Origin of the sequence: Formosa sp. A9 (genome assembly GCF_051200825.1) — a bacterium.
GTDB lineage: Bacteria > Bacteroidota > Bacteroidia > Flavobacteriales > Flavobacteriaceae > Formosa.
In genome coordinates, this window is the sequence record NZ_CP195158.1 from 3,407,637 (window position 1) to 3,429,162 (window position 21,526).

Consider the following 21,526-nt stretch of genomic DNA (forward strand, 5'->3'; position numbering starts at 1 on the left):
ATGGCGATAAAATTAAATAAAGAAGAGAGCTTGTTCAGAAATGAACTGATTTTTACCGCAGATGCAAAAGCGGTAAACATAGATAATACCTTGGTGAATTTATTCATGCTTTTGAAGCACAATGGTATTCGTCCTAAGCAAAGAGCTCGTTCAGGTGGAAGTACTTTTATTGAATTAGACACCCTAAAAAAGGTTTTTTCAAAACTCGAAGAAGAAGGCTCTATTAAAGGCTTTAAAGATAATCCTGATGCTGCCGAATTGTGGATGCGTAGCAACCTAGTAAACATGGTGTTTAGAGGGAACGTGGATAAGGAAAAAATATCTTCCCTACGTCCGATACACCTAGAAAGCTATCGTGTAAGAAATGCTGCTAACACAAGGGATTATAATACGGCAGACCAAGTGTATCTTATGTTGGGAGCTAATCCAACTGTTAAAGAAGACTTGAAAAACTTCTTGATGGAAGGTTGGGATCAGACTACCAATAAAATTAATGTAGGAAACGGCTTAGATGTAGATAGTTTAGGCTTATTACATATCATTAAAAATGTAAAACCCGGATTTTTAGAGAGTAATTCTACGCTAAATCAGATCAACCCTATCCTACAAAAACAGGCAGAACTTTTTTGTGATGATGTAAGAAGGTTATTGGTTTATAAGAGACTGATTCCAAGAAATGTATTGATTGATTACTTAAAAACAATCACCTCATTCCACTTATCGCTATACATCCAAAAGTTGGTTCATTTCTTACCCAAAATGGTAGAATCAGGTAATACTGATATTGCAGATGATTGGAACATTGTATTAGATGCAACTGATAATTACGAAAGTAAGGTTGCTCGTTTAGCTGCCGATGATGCAGAAAGTTTAACCAACAAGATTTACGACTATGTAAAATCTACTTTTCAAGTAAATGCTGCACTAAGAAGGTTAAAACTGGATAAGACCAACTCAGAAAACCTGACTAAAGCATTGAAGATTTTACAAGAAAAACCTACGGATTTTGAAATCTACTTTGAAACCCAATGGGATAACCTATATAACTCATTGGAAGAAGAAGATAAGCTTCTAATTGAGGACATGGTGAAATATGAGGACACCTATTTTGACCGTTACATCGAGCTTATTTTAAAGGCAAGAGGCACTTACCAATACAGGTATCACATTCAGCTAATTGATAACCTTTCTCAAAAGAATAATGAAAGAGGTTTCATGGCACAAGGAAGAAGCAGAAAGCATCCGAGAAGATTTGTTCTGGGGACAAGATTGCTTGAAACCCTTGTTCAGATTTTAGGATTAGAATCTAAGGACAATCAATTCCAAACTAGAAGTTTATCTATTGAAGAATTGGTGTCAAATATTAGAGATAGATACGGATTGGTTATTAACGGACTAAATGAAGAACGTTTTGCAGATGCAGATTTACAAACGCATTTAGCTTTTAAAGAAAACATGGAGGCGTTTAAAATGAAGCTCCGTCAGATTGGTTTTTATAACGACCTGAGTGATGCTTATATCCTTCAAAGAATTAGACCACGCTACGAATTAAACGCTCAGTAAAATGGAAATGGTAAAGACAATAAATACATATTACAAGAGAATAATTGACCTGATCCTTGAATTACACAGGGCAGATTTAGGCAATGCCATTCCTGGGCATTGTATGAAAATTACAGGTCTAGGATTAAATGAATTAGAGTTTTTGTGGGATATTATCCACGATAAATATCCTGCTATTGACACCTTCATTGTATCAGAAGAAAGCAATGGTAGTCATAAATTCATTTCGGCTACCAAGCTTGTAGAATATAGAAATAAGCAAGAAGCTCCATTGTTGGTTTTAATCCCTTCAAATAGCCGAACAGCAGCCGAGGATTCATACGGAAATGCAACTTTTAAGGAAATCTCTCTTGAAGGAATTGAGCATAAATTGAAGGAAGAACTCATTGCTAAAATTCCAGAAGATTACGCTCACCTTATCAAGAGCGAAATACTTCAATATCTGAATTCAACGGCAATAAGTACTGTAAGCATCATTAAGTATTTACTGGCTCTTGAAGAAGGAGGATACTCAAATAAAGCAGTTGGAAACAATATTTATTTGCTCAATTTACTTCCGGACGAGAAGCTAATTGTAGAGCCCGAAAAGGTTCGTTCAAGATTGAACTTCAACCTTGAAAGCACTGAACTTTTAAGTTCATTTAGCAAACCGCTTTATGATAGAATTGCAGAATTACCATTAGAGCCCAATACTTTACAAAAAGAAATTGTAAGCTTCATCAAACAGGAAAATGAAGCTCGAAATGCGGATGAAATTTGCCGATTAGTATTTGAAAATTATCAGCATTTAAACTTTGCTAATTGGAAAATTCCTGATCTTGATTTTTCACATATTAAGCTCTTTACCGAGGAAATTAAGTCTAGCAATTTTAAGATTGAAGAAGGCAGAAAGGTTTTACACGTAGAGGAAAACAAAACAGCTAAGGTTCGTATTCGATTTAGCACCAATCCAAATCCAAAGGATATAGCCGACCTGAAATACTTCAAGGTGATTTTAATGGCAGTTGATGGTGGCACTGGAGAAGAAGTGTCTGTATTAAGGAAATTGAAAAATACCGCTTCCAATAGACCATACAGAGAAGCAACAGTAGATCTTAATTCAAATATGATTGAAGAAGGCTCATACTTTTTTAAAGTACTAGCCGAAGATGAGCATGGGAACATTTTAAATGCTAATGATGATTTCAAGGATATAAAGATTCAGAAAGCATGGGAAGAGGCATTAAATGCTGATGAAAACGCATCAAAAAGTGCGTTTCCCTATAAGCTCACCTGTGATTCCGAAGACTTTGATTATGTTGTTGAAGAAGCAGTAGAAAGAGACGAAAATCAAAGAAAAGACAAGCTTAACAACGTTCTTCAGGCTTACTTCAAATACAGAATTGAAAAGATAAAATCAGAGGACGAAGCCGATATTCCGGAACCATCTGAAAATTCAAATAATTGGTTAAACGACATAACCAAGCATACATCTACCTTCCATATTAACTATTCTGAAAGGCACAATTATCAGATTAACCTTTCCTCAAAATTGAGAGGAATAGAAAATAAGTTTTTAGAACATAGCGATTCATTTGGTTATGTGAAAGGTTCTTTAAAAAGTAATTCAGCAGCAGTAGGTTTTGAATCGTTAAAATTTGTAGAAAGTGATTTAACGAGCATCATTCCTAACCCTGTTTTGAAATTGCGTAAAGAGATTTTCAAAGCAATTCAAGATTCTAACGAAAATGGCGATGGTGTTCTTGAAACAGCAGATTTATTCAATCATTATCAAATCATTAAAGATTACGTTCAGAAACTTACCGAGTGGACTACTTCTTTAAAAAATCAAGTCTCAAGCGATGAATTAAGTGCCGAAGAGAAAAGTAAAATTCAGCACTTCCTTACAGAACTTCAAATACTGGATGTAGCTAGAATTAGAACCAAGCTTCCGGATGGACAACCCACAGAGGCTTTGTTACTATCTCCTCTGCATCCATTAAGATTAGCATGGATAATTGAATTGATGGAGTTGTTCAATGATTGGGAACAAAAAACAAAAGATTACCCAGGGCATAAAGATTCATGGACAAAGAATTTAGAATTCTTCTTTGAAGGTCAATTATCTCCTGAAAATAACCCATTGGTGTTGGTAGAGCCAAACTCATTCAAAAGCTACCATTACTCAGGAGAACTAGCTTACGGATGGGGATTGTATCTGAATGTTTTAGCAGACGAATCAAAAAACGGAATGACATCAGTTTCAAGACAAATGAAACATTACTTCCGTCAGCTTTTCAATGTTACAAAAGACAATTATGTTGAAACGGATATTAGCCAAAAGTTAGTTGTTAGGCACATCAAAAATTACTTAGCTCAACATCCATATACAGACAAACTGATTATTAACCTTATCAATTCAGGAGATGCTTCGGTTTTTGCAGATGCTTTCGTTGAATTGGAAAGAGATAAAGCGTTTAAGGCTGTAAAATACGAGGTAAGAATATTTAAAGGTGATGACCGTATCATTGAGCATGGAGAGGCGTTAAGAAACCTCATTAACCCTGAATTTAATGTATCAGAAGAAGCAGAAGCATTTTCTCAGCCATCTAAGAATAGGTTGTTTCCAAAGCTTCGATTCTCCATTAATAGCATTTCAGATTACTTAAAAGTGCCTTCAAAATTTACGGCTCATTTGAGTTTCTTGGTTAGTCCTTTCCCAATTACAGTTGAGTTAGTAAAACCATATAAAAACGATAGAAACTTCTATCTAAATGGCTTATTAACTGAATCTACCGTTACAGTAGATGAAAATGGTAGTCAGATCAAATGGAACAGGTTTATTAGAGGAAATGAGCTGCCAATTGGTTATCAAGGAAGTGGTAAATTAGGAATTGACCTATTTGACAATATTCAATCTTTTATTGCTGGAGCATTAGCTTCTAAACATACAGAATCTATTCCTTCTACTCAATTACGTTTAAATGATAGAGATAAGGTTCTTTTAACCCATTTACACGATTATTCTGACTGGGTTATTACGTTTGATAAAAACCTTGGTCCACAAATATTCGATCAGCCTTCAAAAGATGGCAAAATACCATTCTTGTTGGATTATGTTCCCGGAGAAGAGTTGTCTGGAATTTCATCTTACTTAACAACAAGACCAACATCAGAAATTTTAGGTTTACTCGGACCACACTTTGAAGAGTTTAACCTAGATATTCATAAAGCAGAAGACGAGAAGAAAATCAAAATACTTCTTGAAGACCTAAGAGCAGTAAGTAGTTCCTTGGTTCTACAATTGAACTCTTCTAAAAACAAAGCTTTTGAAGTGATTGGATCTGCTTTCACAAAAAGAGTTTTGGAAAAGAAAGGCTTGTTGGAAGAGGCTTTCTTAATTCCGATTGATTTGCATCAAAATCTATTTGACAACCTTCCTTCGGAAAGTAAGAGCAGGGCTGATAATTTATTGGTATCCATTAATCCTGATAAAAGAGAAATAGCCATTTCTGTTATTGAAATCAAATGCAGAAAATCTCTCGGTGAAACGGAAAGTGAAGAGCTTAAAGTTAAAATGAGAGAGCAAATCGAAAACACCATTGAAGCATTACGAATGCACTTTGATCCTGAGTATCATTTGTCAATGGATAGGCTTGACCGTGAGATTAAGAATAAAGAGTTAAAATCCCTGTTGAGTTTTTATATTGAAAGGGCTCACCGTTATGAGTATTTGAGTGAAAACGCATACGAAAGTTATCTTGCGTTTTTACAATATCTTGATGCTGGGTTTAAACTTAAATTCAATCAATTAGGATTGATATTTAACTTTACTGCCCCAAAAAAGCATCACAAGGAAGTTCTAGATCATGATTTAACTTTCTTCACTTTTGGAGGAAGGTTAATTGAAGAAATTCTTGATCCTGATTCTGACCTAAATACAAGAAGACTTGAAGATAATGAGCTAGATGCAGAATTAAGTTCTGTAATTGGTACAAACACAACTTTGAAGCCTTTCATTCAAAAGTTCAAATCAAAGGAACCTGAACCGGCTCAAGAAGAAATACAGGAGGTAATTGATGTTCCTGTTATTGAAAACACAGTTACGCCAGTTGAATCTGAAATAAAAGAAATAGAACCCGAAGTAGAACCTGAAACAGAAATTGAAGAGAATCCTGTATCAGAACAAGTATCGGTTAATTCTGATCACGAAAGCCCGGAATACGATATTCTAATTGGAAAAAGCTCTCCTAGTAGTCAATACGGAATATTAGGTGAAAGCCTTCATGGTAAAAAGATTGCAATAGACCTTAGTGAAACCAATACAATTAGCTTGTTTGGTGTACAAGGTGGCGGTAAAAGTTATACCATAGGGACAATATCAGAAATGGTATTGAAGCAATTCAGCAAGGTGAATGAATTACCTGCCCCACTTGCAGGTGTTATATTTCATTATAGCGAAAGCATGGATTATGAGCCGGAGTTTACTTCCATGATTTATCCAAACGATAAGGAAGCTGAACTTAACAAGCTAAAAGAGAGATATGGTGCAGAACCGGACAATATTGAGGATGTCATAATACTTACCCCAAAGGATAAGATTGAAGAGCGACAAGCTGAATATCCGTCAATAGAAGTATTACCAATAGCATTTAATTCAAAAGAGCTAAACGTACAAGATTGGTTATTCATTCTCGGTGCTGTCGGCAATGATTCTGCATATATCAAGCAGCTCAAAGCAATAATGAAAGAACACAGAAGGAATATCACGATTGATGGTATTACAGATAGTGTTGAAGCATCTGAATTACTTTCTAATTCACAAAAAGCACTTGCACGTCAAAAACTAAGCTTTGCTAGAGAATACATTGATGACAGTTTCATGCTGCGTGATTCATTAAAGCCGGGTAGGTTGATAATTGTTGACTTGCGTGATGAGTTCATCGTTAAAGATGAAGCATTAGGGCTTTTTGTAATAATGCTAAATATTTTCTCTGCTGTAAAAAATGTGAATGGAGCTCATTTTAACAAATTTATTGTGTTTGACGAGGCTCATAAATACATGGACAATAAAGACCTTACAGGGAATATTGTCACTGCCATTCGTGAAATGAGACACAAAGGAGTAAGTATCATGATAGCCAGTCAGGATCCACCAAGCTTACCAAATGAAATCATAGAATTAAGTTCGGTTGTTCTCCTTCATAAGTTTAACAGTCCTCAATGGTTAAAGCATATCCAAAAATCTATCACCCAATTATCAACGTTGGGTGCAGCAGATATGAGTGCCTTAGTTCCCGGAGAAGGTTTTTTATGGGCTACAAAAGCAACGGAAAAAAGTATAACAACCAAGCCAGTTAAGGTTTCTACTCGACCAAGAGTAACCAAACATGGTGGAGGAACAATTCAAGCAACTGGAGGTAAATGAAGTCAATAGTTTTTTCACATAAAGGTAAACGAGAAGTCAATCAGGATTTTGTTTTGGTTCAGAACATAAATCCTGAAACTTATCTGCATCTTATTGCTGATGGTATGGGTGGCTATGAGCATGGTGAAATTGCAGCAAAATTGGTTGCTGAAAGTGTATTGACGTTTTTATCAACCGTTGAAACCATTAATGAAGCACAAATCCAAAAAGCAATTAACAAGGCTAACCTTGCTATAAGACAGCTCCGAGAAAAGAACAATAGTAAAATTGGAGCCACTGTCGGTGGTGTCATATTACAAGCTAATCAAGCCACTTGTTTTTGGGTTGGGGACGTGAAAATCTTTCACTACAAAAACAACCGATTGGTCAAAGAATCTACTTCACACACCTTGATGAATGAGGTAATAAGTAATGGATCAATCAAAGATCCAAAGCAAATTAGCAAGTACAAGCATGTTGTAACTCGATCCGTTCAGGGAGATGTTGAACATTCTCAAATTGAATCATTCACACAGAAAAATTTAGATAGTTCTGACCTTTTCTTGGTTTGTTCTGATGGAGTTCATGACCTGTATGATGGTATTCATTTACAGCAAATATTAAACACATCCGATTCAAACGAAGAAGCATTTAATAGAATTGAAAAACGCTTGTTGGATGAGGCTAAAGATAATTTTTCGTTGATCACCCTCCAAATTTGATAAATATGTTAGAAGTCCGAAGAGGTATAGCAGCAAAAAGTTACGAAAACTCGTTTTTTAGGGAGTTTGCAAAGAACCTTTCTCAAATGTTTGAGAAATATAATATGGACGGCTTACTGGTAGGTAATTCTGAATGCACAGTTGAAAACCGGTTGCAAATTGACGCTCTTTTAATAACACAAAATGTTGTCTGTATTATAGATTTCAAAAATTTTGGTGGAGAAATCACTTTGCCTAGAACATCCGATTTTCTTTATGGAAGATGGACTGACAGTAACGGAGAAATGGTAAAAGGAGGAAGTTCTATCAACCCTTATTGCCAACTTAAAACACAACGCAAAAGATTTTATGATGTATTTAAGTCAAGTATAGAATCAAAACTGCCAAAAGACAACTACTTCGATCCTGGGCACACAGTTAGAATTGTCTGCTTTCAGAAAGAAATCCATCTAAACGGTGGAATTCCTCCTGAAGATGAAGTGAATTTCAAAATCATTCATCATGGAAACTACTTAGAAAAGATCAAGGACATCATTGATGTTAATGATAAGGAGGTTAACTTAAAAAGAGATTCATTTCAAAGTTTCTTGGATGTTTTTGAAGCAGACACATTTGATTTAGAAGAATCTTATGGTAAAACATTTGAATACATCAACGAATCATCTGAACTCAACTTTGAGGGGCTAAGAATTGATCAGAAATCTGCACTTAGCGAGTTTCGTTCTTTTTTGAAGGAAGATGAAGAGAGAGTTTTTGTTCTCCAGGGTACATCTAATAGTGGCAAGACACATTTGATTCCATTTTTAAAAGATTTATCATTTGAAAACGGAATATCTCAAGTTGAAATTCTAGCTCCATCAAGTAGAATCGCCAATAATCTTGTTAGTAAAATTGATGATATAGGCAGCTTATATTCTTACATATATGGTGGCAATCAAATTTCAGAACATGAAGAAGGTGAAGATGATAAAGAACAAGATGACAACGTTCAGAACAGAATTGATATAGTTCCCTTGAAGAAATCTGATAATGAAGAAAATGCACTGTTTATTATTGATGAATCTCAATTAATTTCAGATAGCTACCACCAATCCATGGATTTAAGGTTTGGTTCAGGCTATTTGCTAAAAGACTTCATAAAGTTCCTGAACGTAAGTGAATCAAAAAGAAAGGTCGTTTTTATAGGGGATTGCTATCAAATTTCATTGGGTAAACCAAATGAAAATCCATTATCAACCACATACCTAAATGAAAAATACGATTTACCAGTAAGAGCTTTTCAATTAGATGATAATCCTGATAGAAATATAATCTTGGACAATGCACTTTCTTGCGTGTCAGGTTTACGTCAAAACCTGTTTAATAGATTGGCATTCAGCTTTTCCAAGAGTTTTTATTACACCGAAAAGGAAGAGGTTAAGTCAATAATAAAGCAATACTTTGATAATTCGCTTGATGTCAAATTTTTGACCTACACAAATGAAGAGTCTCAAAAAGTAAATTTATGGATTAAAAAAGTTATCCTTCAAGACAGTGAGGACTTATCTATTGGTGACTTACTTCTTTTAAACAACAATATCAGTGTTGAAGAGGTTGATAACCCCTTCTCGAAGCCTCAAAAGGTATATAATGGTCAATTTTTTATTTGCGAATCAAGTGGAGATACTTCGATAGAAAAAGTTGAATTGAAGAATAGTAAAACTGTGGAGCTCAAATTAAGAGCGTTAACAGTAAAACTTTTAGGAAAAGGGGCTACTGTTCAACTTTTAGCACTTGAAAATTATCGAAATAATCCCAAAGGAGAACTCTCAGAAGATGAAACCATTGCTATCAAAATTTTACTAAACAGAGAATTAAAAATTCTACAAGAGAAAAATCCTTTTGAGAAATCTTCTCTATTCCAAAACTTAATTAACTCTGAAGAATACAAGTCCAAAGAGTTAGAAATCTCAGCTTTGAAAAAGCTTTTTGATTCAGGAGAAAAAGTTAAAACAAGGTTGGAAGCCGAAGAAAGACAACTAAGGGTTCTGACCAATAGAATAAAAAGAAAATACAGGGTTGAATTGGAAAGGGAATTGATGAAAAACCCTTCATCCAAATACTACAAAATAAAGAACCTTGCATTGTTAAGGTTTGGATGGGCGATGAATGTTCATAAAGCTATGTCCTACAAATGGGATAACGTGATATTCAATGTTGACTGGAATGGTGGTATAGCTAATGCTTCTTATTTTAAATGGCTATATACAGGGGTTACAAGAGCAAAAGAGAAAATTCATTTATTGAATTATGCAGGTATATCTCCTACTCTAAAGACTGAATTTAAAGATATAGCGACTGATTCTGCTGCAAAAAAGGATTACTACGTTATTATTGATAAGGATAAGCAACTTACAGATTCCGACAATGAAATTCTGAATCGAATACACATGAATGACTCTGATAATAAAGAATTAGTTGTAGGGCTTTATAAAACAGTTGAAAACAAGCTTTATTCAAGTAATCTAACTATTAAAGCCATAGAGCATCCAAATTATCAGCAAGTATATACACTTACCGATGGTACTAATGATGTTAAAATCAGATTTTATTACGATGGAAAGCTTCGAGTAAAAGCACCTACCATACAAAGCGGAAATAACCAAGATTTCAACAAGTCAGTACTGGATATTCTAGTAAAAAATCGAAAACTAAATGACTACTCAATAATTAAAGATTCTTGGAGAAGAGAGTTTTATGAATTTTTGGAGAGACATTTGGGTACAAAAGGACTTTTTATTCAAAGCATAATTCAAAACCCTTATAAGGACTTTGTGAGTGTCTCTTCAGAAAATGAGGAAAGTATAGATTTTGATGTAAACTACAATGGTGATGGCTTTTTCACCTCAATCCTTGCGAAGCAATACTCAGATGAAAATTTATGGATTCAGTTGATGGAAATTGTAAAAAAATCTAATCATGGAGAATAGTGATGTTTTTGATATTAGAAAGGAAGCCAAGGATTTAAGAGGTCAAGCTAAAATCAATAAGTTGCTTGAAGGAGCCGGAATTGCTAACAATATTTTCCGAAACGGTGAAGGTGATGAATGGACTAAGAAAGCTTTGGCATGGGTGCTGATTGATCTAGTAAAAGAGTTCATTTCTTTGGGAAATATTAGTAATGCAGAACAATATTATAATCAGCTACTTCAAATTGATTTTTACGAATCAGACGATATAATTTCAAATCAAATACAGTTTCTAAAACCTAAAATTGATATACAGTACAAAGAAATAAAGCAAGCAGAAGATTTAAGTAAAGCAAATAAACATTCAGAGGCATTCAGCCTGATGAAACAACTGATAGCATCAGGTAAATTAAAACCCATACATCATGAATCTTACGGATGGATAATTTACCGTTATATAAAATCTGAAATTAATACGCTTGATTCTGTCAGTATTCGAACGTATTTGAGGGACTATATGAATCTTAATAATGATAGACCATCAATGCTCCATTCAATGATTTTAAACTTTGGGCTTAACTATTCTAAAGAGCACTCAGATTTTAATTTACTGAACTTCTTTAACCTATGGGGACCAGAAAACCTGAGATATGAGGACAAGACAAACTCTGAACATGAAGGCAATAATATACCCTCACTTGTATCTAGGATTTGTAGAGAATTAATTGATAAAGACTATTCATTTGATGTTGCTGAATTTATTGATAAGATAAAACTTGAAAGATCAGACTGGGGTTTCTCCTCTTACGAGACGATCGACTTATTAAGAGAACCGTTTTTTTGGAAGACCTACAATTATCAAAAAGATAAACAATGGGATGAACTATGGAAATCTTTTGATTTTTATGTTCAGAATTATTCCATAGCTCCAGGTTCAGAATGGCATTCAAAAATTTTAAGTCTTGCAGAAAGAAATATGACAGAAGCAAATGCTTGGAGATTTTTTAATTTTTTCAAGGGGTGGAATCCTAACCTCCTTACTTCGCATGACTGGAAAGATGTTGAAAAGGATGATAAAACCTATAAGTCCATAGGTGTAAAAGCATTAAAAAAGGCTTTTGAGCATTTAAAAACAAATCAAGAATCTGATTTAAACTGGTTGATTCAGGCGTATGAAGAAGGTATAAATAATTGTCCACAAAATGAATGGCTAAAAAGAGAATTAGCGATCCTATATCAAAAGAACGGAGATATTGATAAATCAATCACTATATATAAAGAACTAGCTCTTGAATTATATGATAAACCATATTATTGGAACGAATTTTCAAGCTTAGTAAAGAATAATGAAGATCTGCATTTGTCAATGCTCTGTAAGGCAGCTTTGATTGAACAAAATGATGATTTCCTTGGGGATGTGCGTTTAGCGTTAGCTGTTGTTTTCGAAAGGAAAAATTTGATTCAGGAGGCAGGAATCGAGCTAAATCTATATAAAGAAAATAGAAAAAAAAATCAGTGGAAAATCGGTGCTGATTTTGATGAGCTGACATCAAAAATAAACCTTGTAGGAGGTAGTAATACTGAAAAGTATAAAGAATTCAAAGGAATGGCTGAAGAGTTCGCTTTCAATGACCTTCCTTGGATTTCACTTGTATATATTGATAGCTTCAAAGATAAAAAAGGAAGAACAAGATGGGTGTTCTCAGACGGAAAGGAAATAGAAATATCTCCCTTGAAGAAGTTTTTCAATCTCAAAAACCTCAATTTAGGTGAGGTGCTCAATTTTAAGCTAAAGGAAACGACTAAGGAGATTGAGGACTCTAAAAGCTACTGGCTACCGTCAAAAAAGATTAAGGAGTATAATCCACTTATATACAGAATCACGGAATTAGAAAAATGGTCAACATTTGAAAATGAATATGCGATTATTGATTATATCAATCAGGATAAGAATGTAATCCATGCAATAACTTTCTCAAATCAAGAAATCTTCTTTAAATCGAACCCCAAGGACTTCAAGAAAAACGATCTTATATCTGGCAAAAGAATTCAGAAAAAAGATGGTGATGCATTCCGAACCGAGTTAGTGAATATCCAAAAGGAACCAAACAATAAGGTAATATTTGAAATTGAGCCAAAGATAGCCGTTGTGGATGGTGTTAATCATTCCAAATCGTTATTCCATTTTGTAGTCAATTCCAAAATTGATGGAATTGTAAGGTTCAATGAAACGGAATTACGACCCAATGAAGGTGATTTTATAGAAGTGCGACTTTTGTCGAAAAAGGATAAGAAGAAAGGAATAGTTCGCTTTAAGGTTATTACCATAGATAAAACGGAAAAAACAAATGATAGCTTACTAAAAGCTACTACTGGAGAAATTGAGCTAAAATACAAATCGAATTACGGAACAAGAGAATATTATGAGCTAGATGAGGAAGAAAAAAACAGTTTAAGTGCAGATTTTGCCTTCATGGGGGATTTTTATATTCCTCAATTCTTGCTTGAAAAACACAACATAAAGCATAATTGCTTTGGCAAGATAAAAGCTATTAATGATGGTAGTAAATGGAAAGTAATTGACTTAGAAATTCTTGATCGATAAATTTTAAAGAGAAGTAAAACTCATCTGCTTACCAATTTTCATCCAATTGGTAAACCATGCCGTAGCGAACCAAGAGCCGTCTCCGGAGCCATCGGGAGTTTCAAAGTTGATGCGTTTGTCTAGGAATATTACTTCCAGTCCACAATGTTTAAAATATTGTTGGCGTTTGGCGGTTTCAAAAGTGGTGAGAGGCAAAAGAAAGGCAAAAGGTTTACCTAAACAGTAAGCTCGTTCTAAAAATTCTTGCTTGAGGGCATAAGGTGGATTGGTAATGATGCAGTCATATTCTTTGGGTTCGTAGTTCAGAAAGTCTTTTCCAGTAAGTATGTCGGTACTAATCACCTTAAAACCTTCCTTTTTGAGGTAGGTAGATAGGTTTCCTTTACCACTAGCACATTCCCAAATTGTCCAATCCTTTTTCAGGAAAGGTAATAAGGGCATTAATGCTTCCGGTGGTGTTTGAAAATCGTCCGGACTTCCTTTTTTGAGTGGTGGTTTCATTTACTTGGATGCAAAAGGAGAATTTGGTCCGGTTTCGTGGTGGCGTAGGTACTCGGTAATGAGTTTGACAGTAGCTGCCGAACGGTTTTTGTACAAGGGTTTATCTTGATGATCTCTTTCTTGAAGCATCATTCGGATTTTGCGTTGGTCTTCGGTATCAATAAACTTCTTGCAGGCACGGATAAAAGCATCACGGCTGCATCCACGAATTTTGAGCCTTCGCATATCTACATACACAAAAAAGCTTCTGCGTTTTTTGTATTCATCTTTGCTGATGCTGCCATCGGCAAAGGCATTGTTGGCAAGGTTGTATTGTTCATCTACAATGTAGGTGGCAATTCGTATTAGAAAGTAGTTGGGAATTCGGCTTTCATAGCGAGACACATCATCTACCTGATGATGCAAACGGAGCCATGTGCAGTTTTGCCATTCGGTCGTGGTGATTTTAGCAATAGACTGGTGACTAATCATAATATCCAGTCCGTTATGGCGGTTGGTAGTGAGTAAGCCTACAACAGTTTGACCTTTTGCACCCACCATGTATTTATCTAAATCTTCCAGTACCAATAAACCATTTTTAAACTGGTTCACCATGCGTTGTACCACTTCACGTTTTTCCTCAATACTCATGTTTTGTCCGTTTTTGGCTATTGGTCGGATCCTGCGAGCTTGCACCTTAGTTAAGGCTTTGATATGAAAAGGACTTACCGTTGGAAACATTGGATAATCATCATCATTCACATCAAAAGCTAATACCTTTCTGCCTTTTCGTCCGGTAGAGGCATCGTCTTTCATATAGTGACGTATCTCGGTTACATTGCGATAGGTTTTACCCACACCGGTTTCACCACAAATAAGTACCAACATGGGTTGGCGTTCCAAGTCTTCTTTGGAATAGGTAATAGGCTTTCTGCCTCTGGTCGATTTCTTTTGTTCTATGTCTTGATTAGTCGTTTCCTTCTTCATCCTGTGCTACTTCTAATACAGTTTTTTCTATTTCTCCATCCTCGGATTCTTCTTCTTGTTCCATGGTAGATTCATAAGCCGGTTCGGGCATGGCATTGGCTTTTTCTTCCCGAATAATTTCCAATATGCGATCAAGCAGGATTTCATTTTCGGCTCGTATTTCCATCACCACTTGGGCTTTCTTCATCAAGATTGAGAGTACCGCACCCAATAATTGCTGTTCGGGAGTGAGCTTTTTGGCTTTCTTTTTCAGAATGGCTATCAGTAGTGGACGAAGCAGGATTTTATCCTCTTCATCAAGCTTGATGCGTTTTACATTTTTAGCATTCTGCTCATCAATAACCTGAACAATCTCTTCAAAGTCGTAGAAGTCTTTGTGTTTTTTGATTTTCACAAAAAAGCCACTTCCCACGGCAAGCACATTGTCGGTCATGCCCAGTAAGGTATCCGCAGCTTGCTTGGCATGTCCGGAAGGGAGTTCAAAATCTTCTCCGTCTAATTCATCCAAACCGTCTTCACCTTCTTCATAGGAACCAATTTCCTGTTCGGGAGCATCGTAGATGTTTTGGTCAAAGTCATCGTTTATGGATGGTTCTTTTTCCGTTTCTTCTTCATCTGATTCTTCCTGCTCTTCATTTTGCTCCATCGGTTCTGTTTCTTGTTTAGGAGTAACTACCTTTTTGCCATGACCGATTTCATCTTCCACAACCGGTTGGTTTAGCGGACTGTTATTCTCGTCCGGAATCTCTTCAAAAGCCACGTTTTCGGCTCCTGAATTCAATACTTGTTCTACTTCTGAATGTATATCCTTCATGGCTGTTTACAGTTTTGATATAAATTGAATGCTTCGCTCTTCCAGTTGGTCGTACAACTGAATAAAGGGCTTGTAATAGTGTGGAATTGTCAAGCGTTCATCTACTTTTTGCTTGTAGTAAATGATGTTGCGTTTTCCGGTTCCAAATACCTGGGCAACTTTGGAGTAGCTGTATGAAGTGTATTTGTGATACAAATGATAACATGCCATGCGAGCTTCCCGGTACTCGGTAGTAGTGTTGGTATAAAAATCTTCTTCCTTCAAATCAAACAAGGCAATTGCCTCATTAGTAAGGAAGGTAAGCAGCAAAGGAGCATTGTTTTTCACCGGTTCAAACTGAGCTTTCTCTACAAAGCTGCGAAGCAATACCACCGTTTTTTGCAAACCGATTTTACCTACCACCATGTCAATATGGTACTGCAAATCTTCATAATCCGAACGCATGATTTTCCCATGGATAGTGCTTGTTTCTTCCATAGGCTAGCGTTTAATGGTGTAGGTATAAGAGAACATGGCTTTGTAAAGCGTGTATTTGCCCACTTTAACTTTTGAAGCTTCCAAAGGCGTTTTGAATCCCATTTTCTGCAAATCGGTTCGGGCAATTTCTCTTTTCCCTTTAGCGTACAACTGATCCAAAATGGCTTCATCAGAATTTGCCTTACCATTTGTTTTGGGAGCTTTGTACTCAACAGCAAAAACCTCATAGGCATCTAAATCAGATGATTCTTCAATAACTCCTTCGGTTTCTTCATCTGTATTTAATCCGAATACTTCCTGATTTTTATTAAACAGGGCTTTGGCTTCTTTTTTAGAGACGATCTTCCAAGTGAATCCATCACTAAAACTGTACAAGCTGCCCGGTTGCAAATCGTCTTGTTCCTCATTGTTTTCCAATTGATCTTCAAACTCTTCGTAAAGGTCTTCTTCCAATTCCAAAGAGAGGTGATCGAGCTTTTTAGCCAAACGGTCATGGTCATCGTCCATGGCATGTTCCAAATCTTCTTGAAGCTCTTCAAATCCTTTGATTCGTTTTTGCAATTGCTTAGGGAGCTGTTCTGTTTTTAGTTTGTTTTCGGCAAGGAAAACCTGATGCGGATATTTTTTCATGTTCAATATTTTATGCGGTTTGTTCTGCTTTTTCCTTTAACTCACTGAATTTCTCATGTAATTCCTCTTCAATAGGCTTGATTTTATTCATGCCCCAAATGCGTTTGAGATCGCCTAAGAATTTCTGCACGGCTTTTTCGGTTTGCTCTACCTTATTGGGATCCTCTTTGATTGCCTTGGGCATCATGTTGGCAATCTTTTTCATATTGTCCTTTAGCTTGGTAGTAAGCTTTCGTTTCACCGGCTTTTTGATTTCACCCGAAGCTATTTTTTGCTTTCGCTCATCACGCAGTTTTCTTCGGCATTCAGCGAGGTAGTCCATGGTTTTTTCCGATTTCTCCACAATCTTTTTGGATTGAGCTTTTTTGAGCTGCTTCTTTTGTTGCTGTTCTGCCTTGTCAGTTAACTCATCTTTGATGGTAGCAATATCTTCTTTGAGCAATTCAATAGCGGTTTCGCCAATTTGCTCTGCCATGTCCTTCATGGTTTTATCGTCCGGAAATTCCTTTAAACCTTCCAGTGTTTCATCGTAAATACTCAAAGCCTCCAGGGAGCGTTCGCTCAATACCTTTTTCGCTACACCTTCTTTTTCGAGCAATTTGTATGGATCATTTTTTATCATCGTTTGTATATTAATTTGTTAATGAATTATGCAGCCTTTTTCAGGGCTTTGATGCGTTGTAGGCGTTCTTGCATTTGCTTGAAAGCACCACGTAGTTTTCTGATTTTATCGAGCTTATCTGCTGAACTTTCCAATACTTCACCTTTCTTGGCTCTTTTGGTATCGGTCGCTTTTGCCGATTCACCACCATAGACCATCAGCTCTGTGAGCACCTTTTCATTGAGAGAAGCAAACTCTTCCACACGCTCTGCTACCGATTTGGGTTTATAGCCTTTTTGCTCACGGTCTTTGATGATTTCCTCTGCCTTTTGACTTACTGCTTCGGTTCCGGTGCGTTCTTCCAGAATGCGTTGCTTTTCCTCAATTTCTGTATTGATTCTACCGTTTACCTGCTCAAAATCAAAATTGATGTCATAGCCTTTTGGTTTCAGTACTTGTTCCAATCCACGCTTTAATGTGGCATTGGCTTTTCGCACCGTATCATAGATGTTTTGATCTCGATAAGTGGTTTGAGTGGTTTCATCCTCCAAATAATCCTTATAGATTTTTAGAACCGTTTCAATGCTTCGAGCTTGCACTTTTATCGGATTACCGTCTTTATCGGTAGTCTTTTGAGGCTTGTAGCGTTCAACTGCCTGATTGACGTGTTCAATATTGCTATTGAAATTATCACGAGCCGACTTTATATCAGTGAGTACATTTTGCTGATTTTTCAGGCTATTGATTTCATCCTGAATTTGCTCACGCTCTTCCATAAGCAGCAATTCAGCCAAAGCCTTTGGATCGGTTACTAATCCCATTTTCAATTCAGAAGGGTTGAACTCTTCTAAATTCAGAGCATTGGTTTTTCCGGCTCTGTACCAAATTTCATTGATACGGCTTGTTTTTTCTTCTAATTTTTGAAAGATGAAAGTATCTACACTGTCTTCCATAAGTGGATTGACAATACGCACATTGGCATAGCGGTTTCCAAATCGCCAAATACGCCCTTCGAGCTGCTTTACATCCGTAGGGTTCCAGTCGAGCCAACAATTGTAAAGTGTAGTAGCTTTATTTTGAAGATTGATACCTTCTTTGATGGTTGCACTTCCAATCAGTACCTTGATGGTTCCTGCCAAAAACTTCTCTTTGATGCCTTCCTTTTTTGCAGCACTCAATCCACTTTTGATGATACCAATTTCATTATCCTTAAAACCTATTTTCTTAATCAGGTATTCACGAATAAGCGGAAAGAAACTTACTCCGGCATTCATGTAAATTACCTGTCCGCTTACATCTTCACCTCGCATTTCATGGAATCGCTTCACGCTTTTGATGCACTCCATCACATATTTCAGCTTGGGAGAAGAATCCACGTATTGATCGTAGCTTGGATTTTTATCAGGATTACAAGCATACAGATATGGACTTAACGCCAATTGCCTTGCAAAAGAAAGTCCACGCAATATTCTAGCTCCTTCTTCTTCATCAGCCGACATGTTGCTTTCATTAATGGATTCCCCTGAAGAACTGTCTTCACTTTCTTCTTCCATCCCCATTGGGTTTACACAGAAATTAGTAAGACTTGTTCTGCCAGTAACATACAACTCTACATCTTGCATAAAACCTCTTTGTGTTGGGGTAAGCGGTAAGTTGGTACTGATTTGCTCTTCGGGTGAAAGTGCAATGACCTGATCACCTTCACGCTTGTTCACCATTGGCAATACAATCTTGTTTGGACGTTGGATATTGGCATCTTCACCGGTTTTGTAGGTGATGAATTTGAATATGAGCGATTGCAAAGCAATAAGGTTGGCAAAGCCCATCACAATCTCTTTTCGTTCCGGTTTGAGCTTGGCATTGATTACCAATTCCAAACTTGTCTTGATGTAGGTATCAAAAAACTCCTTGATGTTTTTTACACCTGATTTTTCCAATTGCTGATAACCAATCAGGGCAAGCATGGAATAAATCTCTAGCGGTGAATTGGTAAATGGCGTAGCTGTTAAAAGCAGTACGTTTCTCATTTTGTTGTTTCTAAGAATGTACTGGCTAATCATAAAACCACGCAAAGCCGTCATGGATGGCTGTCCGGATTTGATTTCATAAGGAGCACGTTCACGTTTGCCACTTCCTTGCTGTTCACCTTTTACCTGAGTAAAAGACTTTTTCATGGCATGGGCTTCATCGACTACCATGTAATCAAAACCAAGCTCTTCGATGTTTGCCGTTCCACCTTTCACGCCACGCCCCATCATCTCTTCAATCTTTTCAAAGAGCTTTACTTTTTCACGCTCTTCCTCGGTTCCTTGGTTGAGAATATCAAAAAGCTCATTTCCAATGGTGTCCCACGTTTCATCATTAAAGGCTAATCGGTTAAACCCTTCATAAGTGAGTACCGAAATAGAATATTCAGGAACCGGTTGCACCGTGCCGTTTTCATCCATTAATGGCTCTAAATAATCTCGTCCAAGATTATACAGATCCATCACCTGATATTGAGGCAATACTCCGGTAAGGGTTACTTGTCCTTTTTCCACCACACCTCGCAGTTCCGAAAGCCAGTTTTTATAGGTTTGGTTGGGAACCACAATAAATGGACGTTTACATTGTCCGCTTTCCAAAGCTTGTGCAAGCGATAGAATAGCGGTCATGGTTTTACCCACACCGACATCATAGGCAATACAGCCGGAGCCATGCACACTGATAAATCCAATACCTTCTCGTTGAGCCGGACGGATAAATAGTGGTTTGTTTTTGAAAGTAGCAGAACAAGTAAAAGCGACCGGAATTTTGAAGTAATTGATTTCTACATATCCGTTATAACGCTCGTTCCAAAGTTGCTCAATCTTTAACTGGTCTTCACGAGTAAGTCCCTTTGCCAAAAACTCTACAAAGAAAGTATCGCCTTCCTGTTTGGCATTTTGACGAATACGTAACTTTTCTTCTTTATCGTAATGCCTTGGCGGTGTTCTTCCATCTATGTAATAGGAAATAATATCCCAGGCACTTGATTTCTTAAAATCATCCTTGGGCTGATTGCGAAGCCATTGTTTGAAAGCATCGGTTAAGTCCGTTGTACCTTCTTGCCATTTTCCGGTCGTAGAATTGTACTCTGTAAAAGCAGTTCCATCGGTTAAAGCTCCCACACGAATCTCTTTACCAAAAGAAGAAGTAGGCTTGATAAATAAGCGGTTTTCTTTTCTTGGATCAGTTAAAGTCAGTTTAGGTGGTTTAACCGCTTCCAATCCTTTCCATTGTCGGTTGTATTGTTCTTCGCCAAAGGTCTGAATGATGGTTTCTTTTTCACGCAACAATACCGATTGACGTTTGTAGATGTTTTCAGCATAGTAGAGTACGCTTGGCATGTAGTCGCCATTGTAGTAGCAAACCACTCCGGCTTTGAGCCATTTATCTAGTTGTTTGCCAACTTCGTTTAAGGGAACCACATATTTTGACCAACCGTTTTTCTTCGCCAAAATCACCGTTTCATCATTGTAGCCATTGGTTTTGCGTTTGTACCAAACCCACGCTTTGATTTCATCATCGGTTAGTCCTTTGTTGTATTGCTGCATGATGTCATCAAAAGAGAAATTGTCTTTTGCGACCATCATAGGAGCATCCGGATTGATGGCTTTTTGCAGTTCCTTTTCCGCTCGTTCCTTTTTGGTTTTTTGAACGACTTGCTCAATGTTTTCTTTGTACACCTTATCCTTTACCAAATGCTCTAAATCGTCTTTGATGTTGGATTCAAGAGCTTCTACATGTTTTACCGGAATATCAACCGAAGGCACGTTAATACCTGTAATTACATCATTCATAGATCCTTTAACCTTCGTAGTAGGCTTTCCAAAACGGTCGGTAGTTTCGTATTGCTCGCCCAATATTTTAGTAGGGTTTTGCTCAAACCACGCATCTCCCATCAGTAAATTGGGTTGCTCTGTTTGGCTTATGGATTCACTTTCTTTGACGGTTTCCAGTTCTTGCATTTCAGCTTTGAGCCATGGGTAATCTTGCAATACTTCTTCGGGAATTTCCTTGCCTGCTTTTATCGCCTCGGTAATCAGGTATTCATGCTGTTTACCGTCTGCATGATTCAATACCATGGGGCTACCGGTTTTTTCAATCGCCTTGATTTGTTGGTATTCAGTTTTTCGCATTTCCCATGCATACTCAGCAGAAGTAATATCGTTCGGACCAATAAAGCCTCGTTCTTCTAGTAGTGGATCCATGCTCTTTTGTTTTTTAAGTTCTTCTAATCGTTTGTTTGCCTCTCGTGCGATTTGGGCAAAGCCTTTATATCCTTGTGCCAT

The 21,526-nt window shown here is 36.8% G+C and carries 12 protein-coding genes; 5 read left to right on the plus strand and 7 right to left on the minus strand.

All coding sequences use genetic code 11. The features are described from left to right. From mads7 to ACR9EA_RS14995, 5 genes are read left to right on the plus strand one after another with little or no spacing between them, the layout of a single operon-like run. Complete coding sequence (gene mads7 / locus ACR9EA_RS14975) at window positions 1-1,563, plus strand: methylation-associated defense system protein MAD7 (protein WP_435134810.1); 1,563 nt, start codon at window positions 1-3, stop codon at window positions 1,561-1,563. Window position 1,564: 1 nt separating this feature from the next. Next, window positions 1,565-6,970: a methylation-associated defense system ATP-binding protein MAD8 gene (mads8, locus tag ACR9EA_RS14980; RefSeq protein ID WP_435134813.1), complete on the plus strand. Its 5,406-nt coding sequence runs from the start codon at window positions 1,565-1,567 to the stop codon at window positions 6,968-6,970. Next, entirely contained in the window at window positions 6,967-7,671 is a 705-nt protein-coding gene (locus ACR9EA_RS14985; RefSeq protein ID WP_435134816.1) for a PP2C family protein-serine/threonine phosphatase, read from the plus strand. The genes mads8 and ACR9EA_RS14985 overlap by 4 nt, the downstream gene beginning before the upstream one ends. Window positions 7,672-7,676: 5 nt before the next feature. Then, complete coding sequence (locus tag ACR9EA_RS14990) at window positions 7,677-10,640, plus strand: ATP-binding domain-containing protein (protein ID WP_435134819.1); 2,964 nt, start codon at window positions 7,677-7,679, stop codon at window positions 10,638-10,640. After that, complete coding sequence (locus ACR9EA_RS14995; RefSeq protein ID WP_435134821.1) at window positions 10,630-13,224, plus strand: tetratricopeptide repeat protein; 2,595 nt, start codon at window positions 10,630-10,632, stop codon at window positions 13,222-13,224. Before ACR9EA_RS14990 ends, ACR9EA_RS14995 begins: the two co-directional genes overlap by 11 nt. Window positions 13,225-13,227: 3 nt before the next feature. Here the strand turns inward: ACR9EA_RS14995 and ACR9EA_RS15000 are convergent, their stop codons facing one another. Genes ACR9EA_RS15000 through ACR9EA_RS15030 form a run of 7 tightly spaced genes read right to left on the minus strand, consistent with a single transcriptional unit; the run spans window position 13,228 to window position 21,526 of the window. Next, window positions 13,228-13,725 carry a hypothetical protein gene (locus ACR9EA_RS15000; protein ID WP_435134824.1) on the minus strand — a complete coding sequence of 166 codons (498 nt, stop codon included), beginning with the start codon at window positions 13,723-13,725 and terminating at the stop codon, window positions 13,228-13,230. Further along, window positions 13,726-14,691: a zonular occludens toxin domain-containing protein gene (locus ACR9EA_RS15005; RefSeq protein ID WP_435134827.1), complete on the minus strand. Its 966-nt coding sequence runs from the start codon at window positions 14,689-14,691 to the stop codon at window positions 13,726-13,728. Then, window positions 14,672-15,505, minus strand: coding sequence for a hypothetical protein (locus tag ACR9EA_RS15010; RefSeq protein ID WP_435134830.1), 834 nt, complete (start codon window positions 15,503-15,505; stop codon window positions 14,672-14,674). The genes ACR9EA_RS15005 and ACR9EA_RS15010 overlap by 20 nt, the downstream gene beginning before the upstream one ends. Window positions 15,506-15,511: 6 nt before the next feature. Further along, window positions 15,512-15,982, minus strand: a complete 471-nt coding sequence (locus tag ACR9EA_RS15015) for a hypothetical protein (RefSeq protein ID WP_435134833.1) — start codon at window positions 15,980-15,982, stop codon at window positions 15,512-15,514. Window positions 15,983-15,985: 3 nt separating this feature from the next. Further along, a complete protein-coding gene (locus ACR9EA_RS15020; RefSeq protein ID WP_435134836.1) occupies window positions 15,986-16,612 on the minus strand; it encodes a hypothetical protein in 627 nt (208 codons plus the stop codon). Between the two features lie 10 nt (window positions 16,613-16,622). Beyond that, window positions 16,623-17,234: a hypothetical protein gene (locus ACR9EA_RS15025; protein ID WP_435134838.1), complete on the minus strand. Its 612-nt coding sequence runs from the start codon at window positions 17,232-17,234 to the stop codon at window positions 16,623-16,625. Window positions 17,235-17,260: 26 nt separating this feature from the next. Further along, on the minus strand, window positions 17,261-21,526 hold the full coding sequence (locus ACR9EA_RS15030; protein ID WP_435134841.1) for an SNF2-related protein: 4,266 nt from the start codon (window positions 21,524-21,526) through the stop codon (window positions 17,261-17,263).

Coding starts and splice junctions, on each gene's coding strand:
- mads7 (WP_435134810.1), top strand. CDS start 1: ATGGCGATAAAATTAAATAAAGAAGAGAGCTTGTTCAGAAATGAACTG.
- mads8 (WP_435134813.1), top strand. CDS start 1,565: ATGGAAATGGTAAAGACAATAAATACATATTACAAGAGAATAATTGAC.
- ACR9EA_RS14985 (WP_435134816.1), top strand. CDS start 6,967: ATGAAGTCAATAGTTTTTTCACATAAAGGTAAACGAGAAGTCAATCAG.
- ACR9EA_RS14990 (WP_435134819.1), top strand. CDS start 7,677: ATGTTAGAAGTCCGAAGAGGTATAGCAGCAAAAAGTTACGAAAACTCG.
- ACR9EA_RS14995 (WP_435134821.1), top strand. CDS start 10,630: ATGGAGAATAGTGATGTTTTTGATATTAGAAAGGAAGCCAAGGATTTA.
- ACR9EA_RS15000 (WP_435134824.1), bottom strand. CDS start 13,725: ATGAAACCACCACTCAAAAAAGGAAGTCCGGACGATTTTCAAACACCA.
- ACR9EA_RS15005 (WP_435134827.1), bottom strand. CDS start 14,691: ATGAAGAAGGAAACGACTAATCAAGACATAGAACAAAAGAAATCGACC.
- ACR9EA_RS15010 (WP_435134830.1), bottom strand. CDS start 15,505: ATGAAGGATATACATTCAGAAGTAGAACAAGTATTGAATTCAGGAGCC.
- ACR9EA_RS15015 (WP_435134833.1), bottom strand. CDS start 15,982: ATGGAAGAAACAAGCACTATCCATGGGAAAATCATGCGTTCGGATTAT.
- ACR9EA_RS15020 (WP_435134836.1), bottom strand. CDS start 16,612: ATGAAAAAATATCCGCATCAGGTTTTCCTTGCCGAAAACAAACTAAAA.
- ACR9EA_RS15025 (WP_435134838.1), bottom strand. CDS start 17,234: ATGATAAAAAATGATCCATACAAATTGCTCGAAAAAGAAGGTGTAGCG.
- ACR9EA_RS15030 (WP_435134841.1), bottom strand. CDS start 21,526: ATGGCACAAGGATATAAAGGCTTTGCCCAAATCGCACGAGAGGCAAAC.